This window comes from Pseudomonas atacamensis (assembly GCF_017167965.1).
GTDB lineage: Bacteria > Pseudomonadota > Gammaproteobacteria > Pseudomonadales > Pseudomonadaceae > Aquipseudomonas > Aquipseudomonas atacamensis.
Genome location: NZ_CP070503.1, coordinates 2684906 through 2707074 on the forward strand (window position 1 = coordinate 2684906; position 22169 = coordinate 2707074).

A 22169-nucleotide genomic window follows, 5' to 3' on the forward strand; every position below is an offset into this window, starting at 1 on the left:
GCAGCAGCCTTCGGGCTGCTGTTTTTTTTTGCCGATTTACTCCTCGAACATGAAGTTTGTGTGACATCCGTTCGGTCGTGAGGCTCGCCAACTGCCTATGTCGTAACAGCAGGGCTGATCCGACCTGCCACCCAAAAGGACCTGTAGTGATGCTTGCTCGCACCTCCCGTCACAGTAACCGTATCCGGCCGATCAAACGTGGCGCGGGCGATCCCGCACAGTGGCTGCTCAAGCCATTGGCGCAAGCCGTCGCCTTGTGTCTGGTGGCGGGCAGTGCCGAGGCGGCGACAGCGTTCAGTTCCACCTGGTTTGCCGCGAAGGGCTCAGCGCAGCAGGCTTCGGCGTCGCGTCCGGGTGGTAGCGGTCTGCCGGGGATGACCCCACCGCTGGCACAGCAGCAACGGGCCAGCCAGCAGTTGCAGCGCTCTTTGCAGACACTCAATAACACCGTGGCAGCGATTGCCGCTCAGCAGGCCGCACAAGCCGCTGGACGTGCCGCCGCATTGGGCAGTGTGCAAGTGGTTCCGGACGGATTGGGCGAGGGCGGCCTGAAGGTCGATAACAGCCTGAGCCAGGGCTGGATGAACGCCAAAGGCCCGCAACAGACCCAGGCCGACGGCAAGACCACGGTGAAGATCGAGCAGACCGCCGACAAGGCGATTCTCAATTGGGAAACGTTCAACGTCGGCCGCAATACCACAGTGGAATTTGCCCAGCAGGCCAACTGGGCGGTGCTCAATCGCGTCAACGATCCGAGCGCACGGGCCAGCCAGATTCAGGGGCAGATCAAAGCGGACGGCACGGTGATGCTGATCAACCGCAACGGCATCGTCTTCAGCGGTGGCAGCCAGGTCAATGTGCGAAATCTGGTAGCGGCAGCCGCGAACATGACCGATGCACAATTTCGCGATCGGGGTCTGTATTTCGACAGCACCGGCAGTCAGCCAACCTTTACCGACGCTGCTGGCAAAGTCCTGGTGGAGCGTGGCGCAGCCATACAAACGCATCAACCTGCGCTCTCCACCGACGCCGGCGGCTATACCTTGCTGCTCGGCCAGGACGTGCAGAACGACGGCTCGATCAGCACGGCCAAAGGCCAGACGGTGCTGGGTGCGGGGGACCGTTTCCATATCCGCAAGGGCTCGGGCACCGACGGTAATGGTTATTCAACCACCTTCGGCAGTGAGGTCATTCCCGGTTTCAAGGCTGACAGCTCGGGCAAAGTCAGCAACACCGGCCTGATCCAGGCATCCACCGGCGACATCACCCTGACCGGCCGCGACGTTGTGCAAAACGGTGTGCTGCTGGCGAGCACTTCGGTGGCGACGCGCGGCACCGTGCATCTGCTCAATCCGGCCAGCGATGCCCAAGGCCGTGTGACCCTGGGCGAAAATGGCGTCAGTGCGATTCTGCTCGACAGCAGTGATCTCACGGCCCTGGACAGCCAGCGCGAGGCGGCGCTGACCGGCGTCAATGCCAACAACCGGATCCGCAGCGATCAGTCACGCATCGACATCGGCAGCGGCGGCACCGTCGAATTCAAAAGCGGCTCGATCACCCTTGCCACCGGCGGGCAGGTGGCAGTTGCCGCCGGACAGCGCAGTCTATTGCGCGAGGGGGCGGTGATCGACGTGTCCGGCGCCCTCGGCGTCAAAGTGGCGATGGCAAACAACAACATCAAGATCAACGTCCAGGGCAACGAGCAGCGTGATGCGCCGGTCAATCGCGAGAACGGCGCGCTCAACAGTAACGACATCTGGGTCGATGTCCGTGAGCTGGTATTCGTGCCGGCGGGCACCAACGGTTACGCCACCGACCGCTGGTACACCGCCGGTGGGTTGTTGGAGGTCGGCGGATACCTCGGCACCCAGGGCCATGGCGTTGGGGAATGGATGGCGCAGGGCGGTGAGGTGCGGTTTTCCGGAAAGGACGTGATCAGCGAAAAAGGTTCGCTGATCAATGTGTCCGGCGGCACGCTTGATGTGCAGGACGGCGAGATTCGCCAGAGCTGGCTGCGCGGTGCGGACGGGCGGTTATACGAAGTGTCGCGTGCGCCGGGCGATATTCTCTACAACGGTCTTTACAAAGGTTACGAAAGTCACAGCGAGCGCTGGGGCCAGACGGATTATTTCTATAGCCCGCTGATCGCGCCGACGCGTCGCCAGGAAGCGGGGTACACCGTTGGCCGCGATGCCGGCCAGTTGGTGATCGCCACGGGCAACGCCGTGCTGGATGGCCAGCTGTTGGGTGAGGTGTTTCAGGGCGAACGGCAAATCCAGTCACCGCGGGCAGGTCTGGACGGCTATGCCCAGACCCAGACCGCTCGGGCGCGGCGAGGGCAGTTGGTGGTTGGCAGTTACGATGCTGCTTATGTCGCTGCCAGTGCCGGCCTGCTCTATCAACTCGACCCGTTGCTCGATCAGGTGCATGTGGGGGGCGCGCATGCCAGCGTAGCGAACGCAGGGCTGACTGATGCGGTCGCGGCAGAACGCGCAGGCAAACTGTTCCTCGATGCCGGGCTGCTCAATGGTTTCGCGCTGGGCGCGCTGAAGATCTCGGCGAAAAACACGATTGAAGTCAATGAAGGCGTGACGGTGGATCACGGAGGCAACATCACCCTGTTCAGTCCTGACGTGCAGGTCAATGCCGATCTGATTGCGCAAGGCGGCAGCCTGCAATTGGGCAACGTTTTGAACCAGCTCGCCACCGATCGGCGTGATGACACCAGTCTCCAGGTTTCAGCAGGCAAGCAAGCGCGAGTGACGGTTGCGCAGGGTGTGCAGCTGCAGACGCGCGGTCTGTGGAGCAACCTGTCGAGTAACCCGGACGACGCGGGCGGCCTGGCGTACCTCAATGGCGGGACGGTGTCGATCCGCAGTTCCGGCGACATTCTGCTGGCCAGTGGCAGTCTGGTCGACGTTTCGTCGGGCGGTGCGGTATTGGCCAACGGCAAGACGCGTGGCGGCAAGGGTGGCGACGTGACGCTTGAATCCAGCGCCAACAGTGCGCCGGGCCTGTCGCGCATGGTGCTCGATGGCGAGGTGCAGGGCTATGGCGTGAACGGCGGCGGCACCTTGACCGTGCAGGCCAGCAAGGTGCGGATCGGCGCTTCCGGCGAAGTGTCCGAAGAACAGACCCTGCGCCTGACGCCGGAGCTGTTCCACACGGGGTTCAGCGCCTACAACATCATCGGTCTGAAGGGGCTGGAGGTCGCCGCGCAAAGCGTGATCGATGTGCAGATGCCGGTCTATCGATTTGGCGAATCCGCCTCGACCATTGTGTCCGGTATGTCGCCGCGCGCTGCGCTGGAGCTATGGACGCCCGCGCTATTTCAGGAAGACCCGCTCAAGGGCGTCTTGACGCAAAGGGCCGGCGCTTCTGTCGCATTGCAGGCCGGCGCGACGCTTGCTGGCTTGATTGATCCCGCCAGCAGTCCGTTGTCGATTGGCGAAGGCTCACGGATCAGTGTCGATCCCGGCCAGCGCATCGGTTTGCGCGGGGCAGGCCAGATCACGCTTGAGGGTGAACTCAACGCCTGGGGCGGTATTGTCGATATCCGTCAACAGCAGTTCGGCGCGATTGATGTGGCGACGTCCTTGCAAGAGGCCGATCCGACCCCACACAACCGTTCGATCTGGATCGGTGAACATGCCTTGATCGATGTCGCCGGTCGGGCAGCGACCGCTGTCGATGCGCTGGGCCGCGTCTACGGCCAGGTCGGCAAGGGTGGCTCGATCATTGTCGGTGGCGAGATCGATGTGAAGAAAATCACGGCGACCGCTGCCGATGCTTACGTCATCATCCGCCAAGGTGCGCGACTGGAAGCGTCCGGTGCGCAAGCCGTGCTCGATAGCGGTGGGCAAGGCCCTGCTCGTGTGGCCACCGATGGCGGACGGATCACCCTGAGTTCCTACAATGGTCTGTTCATCGAGGGCAGTCTGCAGGCCAATGCTGGCGGTGCAGGTGCGGCGGGCGGGCGTCTGGAGATCGCGCTGGATACACCGGCGTACGGTCCCGCGAACTTGAGCAATGCGGTGCGCGTGCCACGTGAAATGATCATTGGCCAAGGGCCCGCGCCGGCACTGCCGCAGCCGCTGCGAGCGGGCGAGGCTTCGCCACTTTTACGCTACGGGCGTACACGCTTGAGTGCCGATCAGCTGATGAGCGGTGGCTTCGACAGCGTGAGTCTGCTGAGCAACGGTCTGATGACGTTCGACGGCGATGTCGACCTGCACATGGGACAGGGCCTGAGCCTGTTCGCCGGTTCTCTTTCATTGGCCGAGTCGGCGAGTGACAGCGCGCGGGTCAACCTCAGCGCACCTTACCTGCGCCTGTCAGGGCTGGGCACCTATTTGAGCTCGGAAGTCAAAGTGCGTCCGCGGGTGATGAGCAATCCGACAGCGCAGTTGTCCGGCGCGCAATTCACCGCCAGCGCGAACCTGCTGGACGTGGGCAACTCGCTTTCATTCGGCACCGAAGGGACTCTCGTGCAATCGGCCGCACCGGCGCTGGCGGTCAGCCGCCGTGGCTTTGGTCTGGTCACGCTCGACAGCCAGGGCGACTTGCGCTTCCTCGCGCCAACCGATGAACAGCAGCGCAGCCGTCTGTGGACTGCGGGTGACATGCACATGCGGGCTGCGCAGATCTACCCGGCCAGTGGCGTCTCGGCTGAGGTGCGAGTGGGCTATCAAAGTATGGCCGGATCGGTGCCGGAGCATACGTTGCGTATCGGCAATCACGGGGCGGCGCCGACCGCTTTGCCTTACTCGGTGTTCGGCAGCCTGACACTCAGTGCGGGACAGATCGAGCAGGGCGGCGTCATTCGTGCGCCTTTGGGGCTGATATCCCTGGGTGATGACGTCATTGTCAAAACCCGTGAACTTCACCTTCTGCCGGGCAGCGTGACTTCAGTCAGCGCCGCCGGACTGGTCATGCCCTATGGAGGAACCACCGACGGTATCGACTATCGGTACAACGGTAAGTCGGTGATGTTGAATGGCATTGCCGGAGCGACCTCCGGGGTCATCCTTGATGCGCAATACACCAATGTGCAGGCCGGGGCGGTGATCGACCTTTCGGGCGGCGGCGATTTGCGCGGTGCCGGTTTTGTCTCCGGACGAGGTGGCTCCACCGATGCGCGTTTCAATCCGCTGGTACGCAATGCCACCGATGGCACCTTCAGTTTGCCGGGGCTGGCCAACAACCCCGTGTATGCAATCGTGGCCGGTGACCAGAGCCGCTATGCGCCGATGCTGGCCGAGGCCGGCGCGGTCGACCCGCGTATCGGCCAGCAGATCACCCTCGGGACCGGCGTTGCCGGACTGGCACCCGGCACCTACACCTTGTTGCCATCGACCTTTGCCTTGTTACCGGGCGCCTTGCGGGTCGAAATCAATGGTCAAGCGATTGCGGGGCCGATGGACAGTGCGTTGAAGTTGCGCAATGGCTCGTGGACCACGGCCGGACAGCTGTCGATTGCCAACACCGGTATCCGCGACAGTTTGCCCAGCCAGGTCATCGTGACGTCTGCCGATGTGCTGCGGCGCTATTCACAGTACAACGAAACCGGGTTCAGCCAATTTGTGCTCAATGATGCTGCCCGCCGCGGTCTGCCGCGCGCCCGCACACCGCTGGACGGCAACACGCTGCACCTGCGCATGGTCAGTGGCGGCGAGCACGACTCAGCCCTGGATTTCAACGGGCAGGTGCTGTTCAAACCTGCCAGCGGCGGGGTTATTGGTACGGCGGTCGTTCAGGGCGGTTATACCGGCGCAGAGTTTGAAATTCTCGGTGCCGGGCATACGCGAACGCCAGGGTTCGACGGTGTATCGCTGTACGCCGACACCCTCAACCGCTTGAATGCCGGACGTTTGACCATCGGTGGCACCCCAACCGTGTATTACGGTTCGGAGGGCGGCTCGATCAAGGTGATCGGCAATACCTCGGCGATTCGTCTGCGCGAGGGCGCGATCCTCTCGGCGCCAGAGGTTGTGCTGAGCAGTAACAGCACCAATGGCGGCATCACCATCGATGCGGGAGCGGGCGTCAATACCTTGGGGCGAGGTAACGTTCCGTATGATGCCGCAGCCGGTTTCGTCTACGAACCGGGGCGCTCCAGCCTGCTGGTGGTGTCCAACGGCTGGACGCCGGTGCTTGCGCCCACCGATGGCGGGGGCGGGAGCATTCGTATCGGCAACTGTCCGACGGCCGATTGCACCGCTGCGGCGTTGCTGTACTCCAACGGCAGCATCATCGCCGCCACTGACAAAGACTTCGAACTGGGCGAAAGCGTGCGCTTTGGCACTCGCCAACTCGGGCTTTCGGTCGGTGTGGTCAATGCCGGCAGTCCGCAAGCACTGGCCGCAGCCAGCGGCCGCACACCCGCGGGCCTGACGCTTAACCAGAACGTGCTGGATCGCCTGTTGCAGGGCGACACGCAATCTAGCGCCCCCGCCCTGGAAACCCTGAGTCTGGTGGCCCGCGATGCGTTCAACTTTTTCGGCAGCGTGACCCTCGACACCATTGATCCGCAGACCGGCCAGAGCCGTTTGCAGAATCTGGTGTTGGGTAGCCCGGCCATCTACGGCTCGGGCGCTGCCACCGATGTCGCGACGATCCGCACCCGCAATCTGATCTGGAACGGGGCGACTCAGGCCCCGGGTACGGTGGTCAACGACGGCGCCGGCAACGGGCACGGCACGCTGGATATTCAGGCGCAGCGGATCGAATTGGGTTATGGCCCGAACCCGCAGCCCAATGGCCTGGATCGCAATAACCGACTGGCCCTGGGATTTGCCAACGTCAACTTCAACGCCAGCGAGCGCATCACCGCCAACCACAAGGGCAGTCTGGCGGTGTACGAATCCCAAGGAGCTTATGACGCGGTCAAGGGGTTCAGCTACAGCGGCGGCAATCTCAATCTGCGCACGCCATTGCTGACCGGCGAGGCCGCCTCGGTCAGTGAACTCAAGGCGGGCAACAACCTGACTCTGAGTGGTAGCGCCACAACGGCTGCCGCGGATGCCCTCGGTGCGCAACTGAGCCTGACGGCACGCAGTGTTGTGCTCGACAGTCGCATCGTCCTCGCCAGCGGCAAGCTGCTGGTCAATGCCGAGGATGATCTGCTGCTTGGCAGCGGCGCGCAGGTGGACATGGCGGGCCGGGTTCTGCCGTTCAATGATGTGCAGAAATACAGCTGGGGCGGCGACGTGTCGTTGCAGAGCAACAACGGCAATATTCGTCAGTTGGCGGGCTCGCGAATCGATCTGTCCGCCGTCAACAATCAGGCCGGCCAATTGAACGTTGTGGCCCTGGCCACTGACGCTGGACAGGTTGATCTGCAAGGGCAGATTGTCGGCAGCAGCAAGGGCTATTACGACGCGGGCGGTACGTGGGTGCCGTACAAGGCCGGTGGCGTGGACATTCGCGCCCAGCGCCTGGCGGGTGATTTGAGCCAGGCCTTTGCCAGCCTTAACCTGCGCTTGAATGCCGGCGGGGTAGTGGGCAGTCGAAGCTTCCAGTTCAAGCAGGGCAATCTGCGTATCGGTAACGAACTCAAAGCGGGCGAAGTCAATGTCTCGGTGGACAACGGCAACCTGACCGTGGACGGGGTGATCGATGCCAGTGGTGAACGGGTCGGCAGCATTCGCCTTGCCGGCAAAAACGGTTTGAACCTGACAGGCAACGCGCTGCTCGATGCCCATGGCCGCGTACTGCGCGTCGACAGCTACGGCAAAATCATCGACGCACCGAACCGCGCCATGGTTGAACTCAATTCAGGTGACGGCGTGCTGACGCTGGCCGCTGGTGCACGGATTGATCTGCGCCACGGCACCGATGCAGTGCCTGGAAACCAGGCGGGACAACGCGATGACGTGTTGCGTGGGACGCTGGAGCTGAATGCACCGCGCCTGGGCGGCGGTGACATTGCGGTGGATGCCAGCGGTACGTTGAGTATTCAAGGTGCGCGCTCCATCGGGCTGAATGCCGTGCGAAGTTACAGTGATGCTGCCGATGGCACCGATCCGGCGGCCAGCGGTCGCCCGTATCAAGTGATCGATCAAGCCTACCTGGATCGCATTCACTCAGACAGCAGCGGCTTTATCGATGCGGCGCTGGGTAACAGTGATCTGCTACAACGCAAACTGGCCGGCCTCAACAATGCGACCTATGCCGATGCGTTTCATCTGCGCCCGGGGGTGGAAATCGTCAGCAAAACCGCTGACGGCGATCTGGTGGTGCAGGGCGATCTCGACTTGTCCGGCTACCGTTACGCCAGCCTCAACCCGCACACTCGCCGGACCTCGGTGTATGGCAGCGGGGAAGCGGGCAGCCTGTTGATCCGTGCCGGTGGCAACCTCGATATCTACGGCAGCATCAACGACGGTTTCGCACCGCCGCCGGAAACCGTGGACGACGCTGGCTGGAAACTGTTGCCGGGGATACAGCCTTTCGGCGGTGACCTGATCGTACCGGGCAGTGGTGTCAGCCTTGCCGAAGGGACGCTCTTTCCGGTTGGCGCCACCTTGAATTACGACCTGCCGATTCAAGCCGCCACACTGGCTGCGGGCACGGTGTTGCCGGTTCAGAGCACTTTGGCCGCACCTTACGTGTTACAGGGTGGAACGGTGCTGGCCGGCGATGTGCATGACGCGGCGGGTAACCTGATGTATGCCGCCGGCACGTTGCTCGACAACGCTGTGACCCTGCCGACCGGCAGTCGTTTGGGTGCAGGTATTCGCTTGAACAACGCCACCGCACTGCAGGCCGTGCTCTGGCCCAAAGGCGTGCCGCTGCCGGGTGCGGTTGATGCCGACAATAAGACGGTGGGTGTGGTGTTGAACGGAACGTTGGCGCTGTTGCGGGGGTCGCTGATCCCCTCCATGACCAACGTGAAGCTCGCCGATGGCACGGTATTCCTCGATCTGCGTCCTGCCAATGGAAACCAGCAAGGTCGAAACTGGGCGATCGCCAGCATGCTGCCGGCGGGCAGTGCGTCGTGGTCGATGCGCATGGTGGCAGGGGCCGATCTGACCGCGGCCGACAGCCGTAGCGTGAAACCTCAGGCCAGCGTCGGCAACTTGCAGATGGCCGACACTCACTATGGTGTGAGCATGATCGAGGTGGCCGGCAAACTGGTCTGGGCGGTGGATAACGAGTATGGCTTTACACCGTACGAACCGGTTCCCGAGGAATACCTTGTGCTCTGTGATATCGCTCCCGGTTCTTGCGCGCCCATGGCGCGCAGTGTGTGGGCGCCTGGCAACTGGATGGGCATGCCGGATTACACACCGATGAACGATGACGAATTGTTCTGGTGCTCCATCGACCCGGCACTGTGCATTGAAAACAATCCGAGCAAGAGCGCCCAGGCCCACACGCAGATGTTCAGCGTTTTGCGTACTGGCACCGGCGACCTGGATTTGATGGCGGCCGGTAACCTCAGCATGGCCTCACCTTTCGGCGTCTACACCGCCGGCACCCAATCGGCAGACGTCGACGCGCGTTATAACCAGCCCCGCGGAAGGCTGTCGGCTGATGGCTCGGTATTGGGCAGTGCTGGCAGCGATTACGAAAAATGGGTCGATGGCGGCAGTGCCAACCTCTATCAGGCCTGGTATCCGCAGATGGGCGGTAACCTGACGATCAATGCCGGCGGGTCTGTGTCGGGTGACGTGCTTGGCCGTCGCTCGGTCGCCACGGGCGACGGTACGCGGGAGCAGGTGCCGAGTGTGGCGGTGGGCAATTGGCTCTGGCGCCAGGGTACCGGCAACAACGATGTACCGACTGCCTGGTGGATCAATTTCGGCAGCTACGCTGCGCAGCCATTGCCAGCGCTGGGCGAGGAAACCAGACCTTATCTGGTGGGCTTTACCGGGTTCGGTACGCTGGGCGGCGGCAACATCAGTCTGAGCGCCGGCGGGGATGCTGGCATGCTCAAGGCCATGGGCGACGACAGGTATGCGTCGTACCCTCGCAGTCAGGGGTTGATCGTGGCTGTCGGCAGTACGGGCCGCGTGGACAGTGACGGGAACCTGCAACTGACCGGTGGCGGAGACCTGGATATTCGTCTGGGCGGTGTCCTTAATCCGTCTCTGCAGGCACGTGCCGGCCTGGCGGGTACCGGCACGCCGACGCACGACTTGCAGGGCGCGCTCATCAACCTGCGCGGTGCGGCGCAACTGACGGGCGCCGCGTTGGGCGGTATCAATCTGCAGTACGGCGCCTCGGCGCTGTTTCATGACCCACGGGAAACGCGCGCCTTCGACCCGTTCAACTCGACAGCCAGTAATGCCAGTGGTGGGCTGGTGCTGATTCCCGGTGACTCCGGCATGCGCCTCAACACCCGCGGCGATCTGGTGTTGGGTGGCGCCGCCGATCCGGGCCGCGTGAGGTTGCAGAACTCCACACCGTTTACCACGGCCGATGGCATTTACCATGCCGGTGGCGGTTTGAGTGGTTTCTCGCTGTGGACCGATCACACGGCCATCGATTTGTTCTCGGCCGGCGGCAACCTGACGCCCAGCACCCAGTTGATGGAAACCACCGGGCAGGACCCCGTCGCCGGGCTTAACGGGTCACCGACCGATGACCGCTTCGTCTTTCCTTCGATATTGCGTGCCGTGGCCGGCCAGGGCTCGATTTATGCGGGACCATCAGCGGCCTACGGCATAGGCAACCCGGCGCCGGCTCTGGCCTGGTCATTGCTGTTGGCACCTTCCAGCGCGGGGCAGCTTGAACTGATCGCTGGGGATTCGATCTATGCCGGCGGCTACGCCATCAACCAGTCAGGGGCCAGCCCAGCGGCGCTCGCCACACCGTTTGCACCCGCGTTCAATGGCTACGGCAACAACCAGTCCGCTCGGCCGATCACGACCAACGCCGGCAGCGATGGTGTGCTGGCGCAAACCAATTCGCGCTATCCACTGTTTGCCTTTGGTCCCGATAGCTACTCGGGGTTGAGCAGTGTTCAGGGGCCGGCGCGCTTCTATGCACTGACCGGTGACCTGGTAGGAATTCGCACGGGCGAAACGCTGGCGTTCGCGACCACGAAGCGCACCTGGTATGAATCGGCAGGCCCGGTGTGGATGGTGGCGGGGCGTGACATCGTGGCGTCCGGTACCAATTTGGGGCAACCCACGTTTGCGCCCGTTGGGGGCATGAGTCGCAATAACGAACAGATCGCGTCTACCGGCAATCTGTTGGTGCATAACGATGCGCGCGACATTTCGCGGGTTTCGGCCGGGCGAGACATTCTCTACAGCAGCTTCGACATTGCCGGCCCGGGTGTTCTGGACGTCAATGCCGGGCGCAATATCCTGATGGAAGATCGCGCCAGCATCACCAGCCTCGGCCCTGTCGTGGCAGGCGATCAGCGCCCCGGTGCGAGCATCGTGATGCAAGCGGGTGCGGGCGCGCAGGGGCCGGATTACTCACGGTTCATTGCGCGTTATCTGAACCCGCAAAACGTCGCGGATTCAGCGGTGGCCCTCAGCGCGCAGCCGGGCAAAGTGGTCAAGACCTACGTCGAAGAACTGCAGAGCTGGCTGAGCCTGGGTTATGGCTTCAAGGGTGGCGACGAACAGGCGCAAGCGTTCTTCGCCGCACTGCCGAGTACCGAACAGGCGATCTTCGCCCGCCAGGTGTACTTCGCCGAACTGCGTGCCGGCGGCCTGGAATACACCGATGCCGACGGCCCGCGCACTGGCAGTTACCTGCGCGGTCGCAACGCCATTGCGGCACTGTTCCCGACCACTGATGTCGCCGGCAATACGATTCGCTACGACGGCGATATCACTATGTACGGCGGCGCCGGGGTCAAGACGCTGTTTGGCGGCGATATCCAGATGCTCACACCGGGCGGTGGCCAGGTGTTCGGCATCGAAGGCGCGGCGCCGCCGTCCACGGCGGGGATCATCACCCAGGGTTCGGGCGACATCCAGCTGTACTCGCAAGGCAGCATTCTGCTTGGCCAGAGCCGGATCATGACCACCTTCGGCGGCTCGATTCTCGGCTGGTCCGCCGAGGGCGATATCAACGCCGGTCGCGGCTCGAAAACCACCGTGGTCTACACCCCGCCAAAACGTGTCTACGACATTTGGGGCAACGTCACGCTGTCGCCGTCGGTGCCGAGTACCGGGGCCGGTATCGCCACGCTCAATCCGATCGCCGAAGTGGCACCGGGCAACATCGACCTGATTGCGCCACTGGGCACCATCGATGCCGGCGAGGCGGGGATTCGCGTGTCAGGCAACGTCAACATCGCCGCGCTGACGGTGGTCAACGCCGCGAACATTTCGGTGCAGGGCAAAGCGACCGGCGTGCCGGTGGTGTCGGCGGTGAATACCGGCGCAATCACCTCGGCCAGTTCGGCGGCATCCTCCGCTACACAAGCGGCGGAAGACGTCGCCCGGCAGCAACAGGCAGCGGCGCGGCAGAACCAGGCCTCGGTGTTCACCGTGCAGGTACTTAGCTTCGGCAACGAGCAACTGGCACCAACGCGCGATGGTGCCAGTCGCACGCCGGCGACGGGTTATAACCCGGACAGCCCGGTGCAGGTGCTCGGCGCCGGGGAATTGGATGAACAGGCGAAGCAGCAGCTGACCGAGGAGGAGCGTGGGCAGCTGACGTTGTAAAAGACTCTCGTGCAGTACGTTTGGGCGGCCGGTTGGCCGCCTTTTTTTATGAGTGGTTATGGATATTTTTTACGGGCGTGCAACAAGGTCAGAATTTTGATGTGGTCTGTCACCCGATAGACCAGTAAATAATTCGAGTTGATGACCATTTCGCGAGTGCCCGGTATTCGGCCGGAGCGGAAACCATGCGGTATCCAGGAAAGCCTTCGCGCTGCGGCGCTGAGCTTTTGGTGCAGTGCAACTGAAGCGACAGTGTTGCGTTGTTCTACGTATTCGATGATGTCAGCCAGATCTCCAAGAGCCGGTTTACTCCAGCTAACCGGCAGCGCGTCGATTCTTGCGTCTCTCTTCCAGCATCTGACCTAGCAGCACCATTGCCTCATCATGGGGGATAGGCGGGCGTGGATCATCAAGTGCGGCTTGTACCTTGGCGCGATACCAAAGGTCGTAATCCGCAGCCTCTTCTTCGGTTTCGAAGTCTGAAACGATAAGTGAAAGTTCAGCGCTCATCATGACCTCCATGATCAATGTGAAGCAGTCTAAGGGGGATGTGGCTCGTTGTCGTCACTGGCGGGACGAGGGAGACATCATCCGCAAACAGACGATGCAAATCTGTCAGACGCTTCGCTTGTGATACACGTGAAGTCGATCAGCTCTGAAGTTCGATTCTGTAGGAAATCAGCTTTTGGTCATCGGGCTGACAGCCGCCGCTCAAAGCCGCGGCCACAGCCACGCTGCACTCAGTTACCGTCTGCAACCTTGCGCTCGATCTCATCGACTTTGCGCTGCAGCTCTTCAGCTTCCTGCTCTTTGACCCGAGTGGAAGACGGCGTGATGACTTTGTCTACGCCCTCGGTGGTGTTGTCGCGGTCTTGCAGGTCGCGCTCGACCACGTTCACCGGTTTGCCGCTGGCATCGGTGGGTGGGGCGTTGGGAGTTTTGTCGTCGTTGGGGTTCATGGCGCTGGCCTCCTGTGGGTGTACACATTGGAGACAGCGCGGCGGCAGACGTTCGAAATTTTTCAGCGGCGAGGCCCTCTCCCGCAGGAGAGGGCACAGCGGTTGTTTCAGTCCTTGAGAATGTCGCGATCCTTGGTTTCCGGCAGGAAGAACGTGCCGAGTATCGCCGTCGCCACTGCAATGACGATCGGGTACCACAGCCCGTAGTAGATATCGCCGGTGGCGGCGACCATGGCGAACGCCACGGTCGGCAGGAAGCCGCCGAACCAACCGTTACCGATGTGGTAGGGCAGCGACATCGAGGTGTAGCGGATGCGCGTCGGGAACAGTTCGACCAGCCACGCGGCGATCGGGCCATAAACCATGGTCACGTAGATCACCAGCACGGTTAGCAGGAGCAGCATCATTGGGTAATTGATTTTCGCCGGATCGGCTTTTTCCGGGTAACCGGCCTCTTTCAACGCTGCGCCGAGGTTGGCGGTGAAGGCGTCGTTGCGGGCCTTGAAGTCGGCGGCGGGGAGGGCGCTGCCTTCGAAACTCTCGATGACGCGATCACCGATGCGCACCTGCGCCACCGTGTTCGGTTCGGCGGCGACGTTCTCGTACGGGATCGCGCGTTTCGCCAGCAACGTTTTCGCCAGGTCACAGGAGCTGGTGAATCTGGCCTTGCCCACCGGATCGAACTGGAACGAGCACTGCTCGGGGCTGGCGATCACCTTGACTGGGTTTTTCTCCTGAGCGACGAACACGTCCGGGTTGCCGTACTGGGTCAGCGCAGTAAAGATCGGGAAGTAGGTCAGCGCGGCGAGGATGCAGCCGGCCATGATGATCGGCTTGCGCCCGATGCGATCGGACAGGCTGCCGAAAATCACGAAGAACGGTGTGCCGATCAGTAGCGATCCGGCGATCAGCAGGTTGGCGGTCTGCGCGTCGATCTTCAACGTTTGCAAGAGGAAGAACAGCGCATAGAACTGCCCGGTGTACCAGACCACTGCTTGCCCGGCGGTGCCGCCGAGCAGCGACATGATCACCACTTTGAGATTGTCCCAGCGCGCAAAGGATTCAGTCAGCGGCGCTTTCGAGGCCTTGCCTTCGTCCTTCATTTTCTGAAATACCGGCGACTCGCTCAGTTGCAGGCGAATGTACACCGACACGGCCAGCAGAATGATCGACAGCAGAAACGGAATCCGCCAGCCCCACGCTTCGAACGCCTCGTTACCCAGCGCCGTGCGACAGGCGAGAATCACCAGCAACGACATGAACAGACCGAGGGTGGCGGTGGTTTGAATCCACGAAGTGAAAAAGCCACGCCGGTTGCGTGGTGCGTGCTCCGCTACGTAGGTTGCCGCGCCGCCGTATTCACCACCCAGCGCCAGACCTTGGAGCAGACGCAGGGTGATCAGAATCACCGGGGCAGCGACGCCGATGGTCGCGTAGCCCGGCAGCAAACCGACGATTGCCGTCGACACGCCCATGATCACGATGGTGATCAGAAACGTGTGCTTGCGCCCGATCATGTCACCCAGGCGTCCGAAGACGATGGCGCCGAACGGCCGCACCGCAAACCCGGCGGCGAAGGCCAGCAGGGCAAAGATGAATGCGGTGGTTTCGTTGACGCCGGCGAAGAAGTGCTTGGCGATGATCGCCGCCAGTGAGCCGTAGAGGTAAAAGTCGTACCACTCGAAAACCGTGCCCAGTGAGGAGGCGAAGATGACCTTGCGCTCCTCCTTGGTGATGCCGCCGCTGCGCGGTGGCGTGCCGGTGGATGCTGTGTCGATTGTGGCCATGGGTGTTCTCCGTCGTGCTTATTGTTGTAGGCCGGAGTCCCCCGTTACTGCCTGTCGCACTCTGGCCCGTTGGCATCTGCCGCCGTTGCTCTCGCGTGAAGCTTGCACAGTCTGACCGCCTCGCAGGGCTGCAAGGTTTCCTGAAGCATAATCAGCTTTTGCCAGATATCCACTCGGCCTACGCTTTGACCCAACGCTGCCGGCTCCAGGCGCTCAGCCAGTCAACCAGAAATACCAGCAACAGCATCGCCAGAATCACGGTACTGGCCTGGGCTTCCTGGAACAGGCTGAGGCTGACATACAGCATCTGGCCCAGGCCGCCGGCGCCGACGAAACCGAGCACGCTGGCCATGCGGATGTTGTTTTCCCAGCGATACAGGCAGTAGGCGAGCAGTTGCGGGGCGAGGTTCGGCAGGGTGCCGTAGCAGAACGCGAGAAGCGGATTGCCGCCCTGCAAGCGAATCGCTTCGGCGGGTTGCGCCGGGGTGTTTTCCAGCGCTTCGGCGAACAGCCGACCGAGTACGCCGGTGGTGTGCAGAGCGAGGGCGAGGGTGCCGGCGTTCGGTCCGAGACCGGCGGCAAGCACCATCAGCGCGGCCCAGACCAGCTCCGGAATCGCCCGCAAGCCGTTGAGCAGCAGACGCGCCGCACTTTGCAGCGGCCAGCCGAAACGCCCGGCAGCGGGCAGCGCGAGGACGATGCCGAACAGCGCCGCGAGCAGAGTGCCGAGGGCCGACATGGCCAGTGTTTCTAGTGAGCCGTGAGCGATGGCTTTCAGATACCCGGCGCTCAAATCGGGACTGAGAAAACGCTGCACATAACTGCCCATCTGCTTGAGGCTATTGGCGCTGCCGAGTTCGGCGAGATCCAGTTCCAGATAGGCAAAAGAGGCGACCACCGCGACCGCAATGGCGGCGAGCAGCAGCAGGTTGATCAAGCGCCTCATGTCAGCCTCCAGCGCAGCAAGCGGCTGAGTTGATCGGCGCACAGCACCAGCAGCAGGAACGTCAGCAACATGCTGGCGACTTCACCGCCGGCAAACATGCGGATCGACAGGTCGATCTGTTGCCCCAGCCCACCGGCACCAACAAAGCCCATCACCACCGAGGCACGGATCGCGCACTCCCAGCGGTAGACGGTGTAGGAGAGCAATTCGGCGGCGACATTCGGCAGCGTGCCGTAGGCAAACGCCGCCAGTCGACCGCTGCCGGCCTGCAACAATGCGTGCGCAGGGCGTTGGTCGGTGGATTCGAAAATTTCTGCGTAGACCTTGCCGAGCATGCCGCTGTAGGTGATGGCGATGGCTAGCACGCCCGCCGCCGGGCCGAGGCCGACCGCGCGCACGAACAACAGCGCCCAGACGATCTCCGGCACGCTGCGCAGAAAAATCAGCAAGCCGCGAATCGGCCAGCGCAGCAAACGCCCGGGCAGGCTCGGCACGCCGCCCCGTGACGCCGCCGAGAGCGACAGCGCGCGACTGGCGATCAGGCTTGCCGGCACCGCCAGCAGCAAGGCCAGGGCCATGCCCGCTGTGGCAATCGCCAGGGTTTGCAGGGTGGCTTTGAGCAGCAGATGCAGGAACGCTTGATCATGCGCCGGTGGCCAGAACGCCGAAACGAAACGGCCCATTTCGTTCTGGCTATCGGCCTGAAACAGCACGCCCAGGTCCAGCTCACTGAGCTGAATGCCCGGCCACAGCAAAGCCAGCGCCAGCAGCGTCAGCAACAGTCGCGGCCACGCCGCGGGGTCCCGTGAATCGGCCTTCAGCATCGCGGAATCTGCACAATCAAAGGCGCGACCGCTGGCGCTGGCGATTGTAGTTGTTCATTGGCGTACAGCGCATCGAGCTTGTCGCGACTGACTTGATCGGATGGGCAATCGAAAAGAATCTGCCCGTCGCGCAGGCCGATGATCCGTGGGAAGTGCGCCAAGGCCAGATCTACCGCGTGCAGGCTCGCCACCAGTGTGACGTTGTGCTCGCGGGCGTGACGCGAAAGGATCGACAGCGTATGGCCGGCAAGCACCGGGTCCATGGCTGAGACAGGTTCGTCGGCAAGCAATATTTCCGGCGCCTGATACAGCACTCGCGCAATGCCGACGCGTTGCAATTGCCCGCCGGACAATTGCTGGCAATGGGCGAACAGTTTGTCGCCCAAGTCCAGCCGCGCCAACGCCGCGCGAGCGCCCGCCACATCCAGTGGATGCAGCAGGTTCAGCAGACTTTTGCCCAGACTCCACTGACCGAGCTTGCCGGCCAGCACCGCCGTAATCACCCGCTGACGCGGCGGAATCGGCGGCGCCTGATGCACCAGGCCGATGCGCGCACGCAGGCGCTGACGCTGGTGCGCCGACAAGTGCCAGGCGCGCTCGCCGAGCACTTCGATGTCGCCACTGCTCGGCTTGAGCGCGGTGGCCAGCAGATTGAGCAGGCTCGACTTGCCCGCGCCGGACGGGCCGATGATCGCTACCTGTTCGCCAGCGCCAATCTGCACGTCGATGTTGCGAAGGGCATCGACGCCATTGGCATGGCGCAGGCTGCCCTGGGTGAGGCGTAGGGTCATTTCAGCAATTCGGCAGCGCGGGCGGCTTCCTCGATGCCCTTGTAGTTCTCGGGCTTGGTCTCGATGAAGCGACTGGCGGCCTGCAGATCGAGGATCTTCTTCTGCTCAGGATTGGCCGGGTCGAGGTCGAGGAAGGCTTGCTTGATCTTCGCGGCCAGCTTCGGATCAAGGGTGCCGCGCACGGTCCAGTTGTAATCGAAGTAGGTAGGGGTGGTGGCGAAGACTTTGACTTTGCTGGTGTCGACCTTGCCGGCGTCGACCAGTTTCTGCCAGACGCTGGCGTTCAACACACCGGCATCGACCTTGCCGGCCTGCACCCAGGCAACGGTGGCGTCATGCGCGCCGGAGTAGGCGACACGACTGAAATAGCCTTCAGGTTTGATGCCGTCGTTCTTCAGCATGAAGTAACGCGGCATCAGGCTGCCCGAGGTGGACGACACCGAACCGAAGGCGAAGGTTTTGCCCTTGAGGTCGGCGAGGCTTTTCACGTTCGGGTCGGCGGTGATGAATTTGCTGGTGAACTGCGCGTCCTGCTCGCGCTGCACCAGCGGGATCACTGGGGTGGTGGCGTCGGTCTTCAAACGTGCCTGCACAAAAGTGAAACCGCCGAGCCAGGCCATGTCGAGGCGATCGGTGGCCAGCGCTTCAACCACCGCCGGGTAGTCGGCGACAGGCACAAACTGCACCTTCATGCCCAACTGCTGCTCAAGATAGGCACCCAGCGGTTCGAACTTGCGCAGCAGCTCGGTCGGGGCTTCGTCGGGAATCGCGCTGACGCGCAACACATCAGCGGCTTGCGTCATCAGGGCAGAAAAGGACAGCGCCAGACCGGCGGTGAGGGCGAGGGTACGCTTGAACATAGAATTCTCCGTTTCGTAAGCGTCAACATTCGAAGGGCAGCCGCTACCAGGCGGCGCGCCACGTCAGGGTAGACGAAACGGCGAGGTTATACGCATTCGCGAGGAGATTGGCCAGCCTCCGTGCCGGCACGGTGTGTCTGTTTATGTGCGGTTGCGGTCAAGCCGCCTCGGGCAATTTGGCAATCACCTTGATCTCGAAATCGAAACCCGCCAGCCAGGTCACGCCGACAGCGGTGATGGTCGGAAACGGCGCTTCGCCCCAGAACTCCGGCACCACAGTCCAGATCGTTTCGAACGTCGAGTGCGGATCGACCATGAACACGGTGACATCCACCGCATCATCGAAGCTGCAACCGGCCGCAGCGAGGATCGCGTTGAGGTTGTGGAAGGCGGTGCGCACCTGATCGCGCAGATCGGCCTCGGGCGAGCCATCCTCACGGCTGCCGACTTGTCCGGAGACAAACAGGAAACCGTTGGAGCGAATCGCCGGTGAGTAACGGTGACGCTCATACAAGGCATGGCGGGCGGGTGGGAACACTACATCGCGCTTGGACATGGGGCTGACTCCATCAGGGGTTGATGGGAACGACTTTAGGTATTTGCAGTGCGCGGATAAACGCGCAAGCTTGGCGTTCACTGTTTGCAAATCCCAAACAATCGAGGGGCGTGGATGGACCGGTTCGATGCGATGCAGGCCTTTGCCCGGGTGGTCGAGGCGGGCAGTTTCACCAAAGCTGCCGAAACCTTGCACATGAGCAAGACCACGGTGACGCAACTGGTGCAGCAACTGGAGGCGCGGCTGCGGGTCAAGCTGCTCAACCGCACCACACGCAAGGTCAACGTCACCGCTGATGGCGCGGCGTATTACGAGCGGGTGATCAAGCTGCTCGCCGACATGGACGACGCCGAAACCAGCCTGCCCGGTGCCGCCGCACGGCCGCGAGGGCGTTTGCGCATCGACGTGCCGAGCCCGTTCGCGCGGCATATTCTGGTGCCAGCCTTGCCGGATTTTCACGCGCGCTACCCGGACATCCAGATCGACATGGGCGTCAGCGACCGCATCGTCGACATCATCGATGAGAACGTCGATTGCGTGGTGCGCGGCGGCGAGCTGCTCGATCAATCGTTGATGGCGCGCAAGCTAGCAGATCTGCCCTTGGGTGTTTTCGCCGCGCCGGCTTATCTGGATCGCGAAGGGACGCCTGAGCACCCACTGGAACTGCAAGACTCCCATCACCGCGTCGTCGCTTTCCTCTGGGCTCGCACTGGTCAACCTCTTCCGTACACGTTGCACAACGGCACCGAGCGCCTGCTGATCAAAGGCCGGCATGTGCTTGCGGTGGATGATGGCAACGCCTATCTGGCGGCGGGACTGGCCGGCATGGGGGTGTTGTGGTTGCCGACGTATATGTCTGATGCGCATGTGGCGCGGGGCGAGTTGGTGCAGTTGTTTGAAGGCTGGCAGCTTGAGCCGATGCCGCTTTATATGGCCTATCCGCCGAACCGGCATGTCAGCCTGAAGTTGCGGGTTTTTATTGATTGGGTGGTTGGGCTGATGGCGGCGGCAGCACCAATCGTGACGCACCAGTCACGGCCATGATTGACTCTTGCGCAGAACCGGCCAACTATCGCCGCATAACAACGACCGATGGACCCGACCTTGATTGAACGACGTCAATTCAGCGGTGGCATGAAGGGCAAGAACCTTCGCTATCTGAATGAACAGAGCCCCGATAACACCGGAGTGACCCGCACCGGTTTCCTCTTGCTCGAACACTTTTCCCTTCCGGCCTTCACCCAGGCGCTGGACACCGTAGTCACCACCAACCTGTTGCGCCCGGGACTTTTTTCGTCGCGCACCTTCGGTCTGGGCGATGGCGAGGTGATCAGCGATCTGGGCCTGGTCATCCGCCCCGATGCGCGCCTGGATTCTGCTGCGCTTAACGAACTGGATCTGCTGGTAGTGTGCGGCGGTTATCGCACCGAACTGCGCGCCAGCGACGAATTCATCGGCTTGCTCAAGGCTGCGGCGGAGCGGGGCGTGAGTCTGGCCGGATTGTGGAACGGTTCGTGGTTTCTCGGTCGCGCCGGTTTGCTCGATGGCTATCGCTGCTCGATCCACCCGGAACATCGCCCGGCACTGACCGAAATCGCCAAGAGCACCCACGTCAGTAGCGAACCCTATGTGATCGACCGCGACCGCCTTACCGCGTCGAGCCCGTCCGGGGCCTTCCACATGGCGCTGGACTGGATCAAGGGCTTGCACGGCAAGGCGTTGGTCGAGGGCATCGAAGACATCCTCGCCTTCGAAGAGTCGCGCTACCGGCGCATCAAACCGGATGAAAACATCTGCGTCAGCGCGCCGTTGCGGGAAGTGATCAAGCTGATGGACGCCAACCTCGAAGAACCGCTGGAGCTGGAACAACTGGCGGTCTACGCCGGCCGCTCACGGCGCCAGCTCGAGCGCTTGTTCAAGGAACAACTGGGCACCACGCCGCAGCGCTATTACCTGGAACTGCGCATTACCGAAGCACGGCGCCTGCTGCAACACACCGAGCTGTCGCAGGTGGAAGTGCTGGTGGCTTGCGGTTTTGTTTCACCGAGCCATTTCAGCAAGTGCTATAGCTCGTACTTCGGTTATAGGCCTTCGAAGGAAAAACGGCTGGTCAAATAGGACCAGCCGTTAATCACGCTGACTCCGGTCAAGAACGAAGCGCAAAAAAAGGGCGCCTTGTCGGGCGCCCTGTTTTATTTATGCTTGCGTGCTTGATCCACAGCCGATCAACGGGATTTCTTTGCGTTCGACGTTGCGGCGTTGCTCAGTCCTTTGGAATTGTGCTCCCCAGGCGTCGAGCTGGAGATGGCAGCAGCTTTGGTCACGCCGCGAGTATCTCGGGACTGGGCGATGCCCGAAGTCGTTGAGCCGTGCCCGCTGTCGTCATTGCGAACGCTGCCATAGTGATTGCCGCTTTCACCGCGGTCGCGGACAGCCTTGCCGGCATGATCGCTGCTGAGTCCATTGCCTCGGCCGTTGCTGTTGGCGCTGCCGTGATCCGATCCGCTGTGACCGCCGCCTGTGCCACCACCGTGACCACCGCCGTTCCCGCCATTTCCACCGCCGCCGCCATTACCGCCACCGCCGCCATTACCACCGCCACCGCCGTCCTTTGCATAGGCAGAATTCATGATCGAGAGGTCAGCAGGGAGAAGTGGGGCGGCTGCGAGCATCATGGCGCAGGACATGACAGCAACGAGACTCTTGTTTTTTAAAAGCATGATAGCTTCCGTAGGGGGGATTGATATCGCATCAGTTCAGACTCGATCGCCCCCCTCTGGTTCAAATCCTGCGACAGACGGAGCGGCAGCC

The 22169-nt window shown here is 62.3% G+C and carries 13 protein-coding genes; 3 read left to right on the plus strand and 10 right to left on the minus strand.

Translation table 11 applies throughout. The annotated features are described in order from the left end of the window. Positions 1-149 precede the first annotated feature (149 nt). On the plus strand, positions 150-12635 hold the full coding sequence (locus JWU58_RS12350; RefSeq protein WP_206422064.1) for a filamentous haemagglutinin family protein: 12486 nt from the start codon (positions 150-152) through the stop codon (positions 12633-12635). A 56-nt stretch (positions 12636-12691) separates the two neighbouring features. Here JWU58_RS12350 and JWU58_RS12355 read toward each other — a convergent pair whose 3' ends face one another. The 9 genes from JWU58_RS12355 to JWU58_RS12395 form a co-directional block, all read right to left on the minus strand. Continuing rightward, positions 12692-12970, minus strand: coding sequence for a type II toxin-antitoxin system RelE/ParE family toxin (locus tag JWU58_RS12355; protein ID WP_338139263.1), 279 nt, complete (start codon positions 12968-12970; stop codon positions 12692-12694). Continuing rightward, positions 12951-13145, minus strand: a complete 195-nt coding sequence (gene relB / locus JWU58_RS12360; protein WP_056789559.1) for a type II toxin-antitoxin system RelB family antitoxin — start codon at positions 13143-13145, stop codon at positions 12951-12953. The genes JWU58_RS12355 and relB overlap by 20 nt, the downstream gene beginning before the upstream one ends. 230 nt (positions 13146-13375) lie before the next feature. Next, positions 13376-13594 (minus strand): hypothetical protein, encoded by a 219-nt coding sequence (locus JWU58_RS12365; RefSeq protein WP_024013150.1) that lies wholly within the window; start codon positions 13592-13594, stop codon positions 13376-13378. Positions 13595-13701: 107 nt separating this feature from the next. After that, complete coding sequence (locus JWU58_RS12370; RefSeq protein ID WP_122881677.1) at positions 13702-15381, minus strand: MFS transporter; 1680 nt, start codon at positions 15379-15381, stop codon at positions 13702-13704. A 178-nt stretch (positions 15382-15559) separates the two neighbouring features. After that, positions 15560-16327 (minus strand): phosphonate ABC transporter, permease protein PhnE, encoded by a 768-nt coding sequence (gene phnE, locus JWU58_RS12375; protein ID WP_206422065.1) that lies wholly within the window; start codon positions 16325-16327, stop codon positions 15560-15562. Next, positions 16324-17151, minus strand: a complete 828-nt coding sequence (locus JWU58_RS12380) for a PhnE/PtxC family ABC transporter permease (protein WP_206422066.1) — start codon at positions 17149-17151, stop codon at positions 16324-16326. The genes phnE and JWU58_RS12380 overlap by 4 nt, the downstream gene beginning before the upstream one ends. Continuing rightward, a complete protein-coding gene (locus JWU58_RS12385) occupies positions 17145-17942 on the minus strand; it encodes a phosphonate ABC transporter ATP-binding protein (protein WP_056789573.1) in 798 nt (265 codons plus the stop codon). Before JWU58_RS12385 ends, JWU58_RS12380 begins: the two co-directional genes overlap by 7 nt. After that, the gene (locus JWU58_RS12390) at positions 17939-18802 is read right to left on the minus strand and encodes a putative selenate ABC transporter substrate-binding protein (RefSeq protein WP_056789576.1); all 864 of its coding nucleotides are present in this window, start codon (positions 18800-18802) and stop codon (positions 17939-17941) included. The genes JWU58_RS12385 and JWU58_RS12390 overlap by 4 nt, the downstream gene beginning before the upstream one ends. Positions 18803-18959: 157 nt before the next feature. After that, on the minus strand, positions 18960-19358 hold the full coding sequence (locus tag JWU58_RS12395; RefSeq protein WP_041480136.1) for a RidA family protein: 399 nt from the start codon (positions 19356-19358) through the stop codon (positions 18960-18962). 114 nt (positions 19359-19472) lie between these two features. On the opposite strand from JWU58_RS12395, the gene JWU58_RS12400 reads away from it, so the two are divergent. After that, positions 19473-20402, plus strand: a complete 930-nt coding sequence (locus JWU58_RS12400; RefSeq protein ID WP_206422067.1) for a LysR family transcriptional regulator — start codon at positions 19473-19475, stop codon at positions 20400-20402. Between the two features lie 48 nt (positions 20403-20450). Continuing rightward, a complete protein-coding gene (locus JWU58_RS12405; protein ID WP_206422068.1) occupies positions 20451-21476 on the plus strand; it encodes a GlxA family transcriptional regulator in 1026 nt (341 codons plus the stop codon). 107 nt (positions 21477-21583) lie between these two features. On the opposite strand, the gene JWU58_RS27270 is transcribed toward JWU58_RS12405, so the two are convergent. After that, on the minus strand, positions 21584-22078 hold the full coding sequence (locus tag JWU58_RS27270; RefSeq protein ID WP_185015356.1) for a hypothetical protein: 495 nt from the start codon (positions 22076-22078) through the stop codon (positions 21584-21586). Positions 22079-22169: the final 91 nt, after the last annotated feature.

What these genes read in the sequence shown, in the direction of transcription:
- JWU58_RS12350 (WP_206422064.1), top strand. Translation starts at nt 150, where the DNA reads ATGCTTGCTCGCACCTCCCGTCACAGTAACCGTATCCGGCCGATCAAA.
- relB (WP_056789559.1), bottom strand. Translation starts at nt 13,145, where the DNA reads ATGAGCGCTGAACTTTCACTTATCGTTTCAGACTTCGAAACCGAAGAA.
- JWU58_RS12365 (WP_024013150.1), bottom strand. Translation starts at nt 13,594, where the DNA reads ATGAACCCCAACGACGACAAAACTCCCAACGCCCCACCCACCGATGCC.
- JWU58_RS12370 (WP_122881677.1), bottom strand. Translation starts at nt 15,381, where the DNA reads ATGGCCACAATCGACACAGCATCCACCGGCACGCCACCGCGCAGCGGC.
- phnE (WP_206422065.1), bottom strand. Translation starts at nt 16,327, where the DNA reads ATGAGGCGCTTGATCAACCTGCTGCTGCTCGCCGCCATTGCGGTCGCG.
- JWU58_RS12380 (WP_206422066.1), bottom strand. Translation starts at nt 17,151, where the DNA reads ATGCTGAAGGCCGATTCACGGGACCCCGCGGCGTGGCCGCGACTGTTG.
- JWU58_RS12385 (WP_056789573.1), bottom strand. Translation starts at nt 17,942, where the DNA reads ATGACCCTACGCCTCACCCAGGGCAGCCTGCGCCATGCCAATGGCGTC.
- JWU58_RS12390 (WP_056789576.1), bottom strand. Translation starts at nt 18,802, where the DNA reads ATGTTCAAGCGTACCCTCGCCCTCACCGCCGGTCTGGCGCTGTCCTTT.
- JWU58_RS12395 (WP_041480136.1), bottom strand. Translation starts at nt 19,358, where the DNA reads ATGTCCAAGCGCGATGTAGTGTTCCCACCCGCCCGCCATGCCTTGTAT.
- JWU58_RS12400 (WP_206422067.1), top strand. Translation starts at nt 19,473, where the DNA reads ATGGACCGGTTCGATGCGATGCAGGCCTTTGCCCGGGTGGTCGAGGCG.
- JWU58_RS12405 (WP_206422068.1), top strand. Translation starts at nt 20,451, where the DNA reads ATGGACCCGACCTTGATTGAACGACGTCAATTCAGCGGTGGCATGAAG.
- JWU58_RS27270 (WP_185015356.1), bottom strand. Translation starts at nt 22,078, where the DNA reads ATGCTTTTAAAAAACAAGAGTCTCGTTGCTGTCATGTCCTGCGCCATG.